General features: G+C 43.4%; 1 protein-coding gene and 1 pseudogene. Both read right to left on the bottom strand.

The window, feature by feature from the left end; genetic code table 11:
* The coding region (locus B4F08_RS07085) for a LamB/YcsF family protein (protein WP_291373936.1) at positions 1–636 on the bottom strand (636 nt) is incomplete at its 3' end.
* A gap of 35 nt (positions 637–671) precedes the next feature.
* Positions 672–1,926, bottom strand: a pseudogene (locus tag B4F08_RS07080) (NRAMP family divalent metal transporter).
* Positions 1,927–2,036 lie beyond the last annotated feature (110 nt).

Genomic DNA, 2,036 nt, shown 5'->3' with positions numbered 1-2,036 from the left:
AAATACACCATCAATCGACTCAACCCCGCCATTTTTCAACATAGACACCACACGGCGTGCCACAAAGGCCGAATCATGTAAAACAGCCCCATCCAAACGACGTGAAACCAATGAACCATCACTGTTATAAGCACGGTCTGCAAATGCCTCAGAGACAACCTTTAAGCCTGCTGCACGTGCTTGCCCAACCAAGTGGGAACCTGCCAGTGCCACCAAAACCAGTTCTGGGTTATACATTTTGATAGCATCAATCACCGCAGCGGCCTGAACTTGATCGTGTGCAATGGTGTTATACAGTGCGCCATGGGGTTTCACATATTGCACGTGAGAACCAGCCACTTTGGCTAAACCATCCAGTGCGGAAATTTGATACAACACATCGGCAATCAGCTCATCACGTGACACATCCATATTACGGCGACCAAAACCGACGAGGTCTGGATAAGATACATGCGCGCCAATCGTGACATTCAATTCAACCGCCTTACGCAGTGTTTTTAAAATCCCCAGCGGATCTCCTGCATGAAAGCCACATGCAATATTGGCACTTGTCACCACGGGTAGAATTTGGTCATCATTGCCCATTTTCCACGAACCAAAACTTTCACCTAAGTCACTATTTAAATCTACAAACATGGCTCAATTCCTTTATCACTTCACCGTCGTCTGGCTTAAAGTTTGGTTAAATAATTAAAGACTGTGGTAAAGGACATATAGCCCATCCACCATGTCAACATACATGTGAGTACACCCAAAATAAGTAACCATTTTGGATAGTTATAATTCCCCATCATATCTTTACGGCAAGCAGCTACATAAACAAAAATCGTTAAACCGATTGGCAATACCAAACCATTAAAGCCACCAACGAAGATCAATAATCCAGCAGGTGTCGCGCCCAGTACCACATACAACAATAACGCTAAAGCGATAAATGTAATGGTGGTGTAATTGGTTTGTTTTGGACTAAGATTTTTCTTAAATGCAGTAAAGAATGAAACCGAAGTATAAGCGGCGCCAATGGTACTACTGATCCCTGCTGCCCAGAAAATCAAACCAAATAGTTTATAACCAAAAGTTCCTGCGGCATATTGAAAAGCTTGTGCTGCTGGATTGGCATCATGGCTGGCTAAATCAATCGTTGCACCACTGACCACCACGCCCAAAAAAGCTAAAAACAGCACATAGCGCATGATGCCTACAACCACAATACCTTTGGTTGCAGCTCTTGCGACTTCATCAATATTTTCAGGGCCAACCGCGCCTTTATCCAGTAAACGATGGGCGCCTGCATAGCAGATATAACCGCCGACCGTTCCACCAACAATCGTAGTGATAATGGCAAAATCAATCTGGTCGGGTGCAAACGTTTGATGCACAGCTTGGCCCACAGGTGGCATTACAATGACAGCAACAATGATAATCAAGATGATTTTGAGCAACCCCAAAACGATCATGCTTTTATCCATGGCCAGCGTGGCTTTTCTTGAAGCAAAAATTAAAATGGCTAAAGCACCACTTAAAATGCCACCCCATTTGGTGTCTAACCCAAATAAAGCATTGAGACCTAACGCTGCGCCTGCAATATTACCAATACTGAAGAAAAAGCCACCCAAAATGACCAGAAAAGCCAGTAAGTAACCACTGCCCGGCAAGGCTTTATTGGCAATATCCGAGGCACGCATTTGGGTCAGTGTTACAACACGCCAAATGTTTTGTTGAACCACATAATCAATCAAAATAGACACGAGAATGGCAAAACCAAACGCCGCACCCAATTTCACAGTAAAGACTGCGGTTTGAGTTAGAAAACCGGGTCCCATTGCGGAGGTTGCCATCATAAAGATTGAAGCAACAATGGCCCATTGGCGATCTGATAAAAAAGAAGATTTTAATAAAGACATATTTAATGCGTTCCTCGTCCATTTGAGCTTAATAACGCTATTTTCAAGTTGAACCAAGAACATCATTTTGTTTGCAAATTCTGTTCTTAAATCCCTTTAACTGACAAAGATTCCCTGTTGCCCAACCAAAGC

Origin of the sequence: Acinetobacter sp. UBA6720, from assembly GCF_002454215.1 — a bacterium.
GTDB lineage: Bacteria > Pseudomonadota > Gammaproteobacteria > Pseudomonadales > Moraxellaceae > Acinetobacter.
The sequence above is the reverse complement of the archived record's forward strand: the minus strand, read 5'-3'. Positions and strand labels throughout refer to the sequence as shown.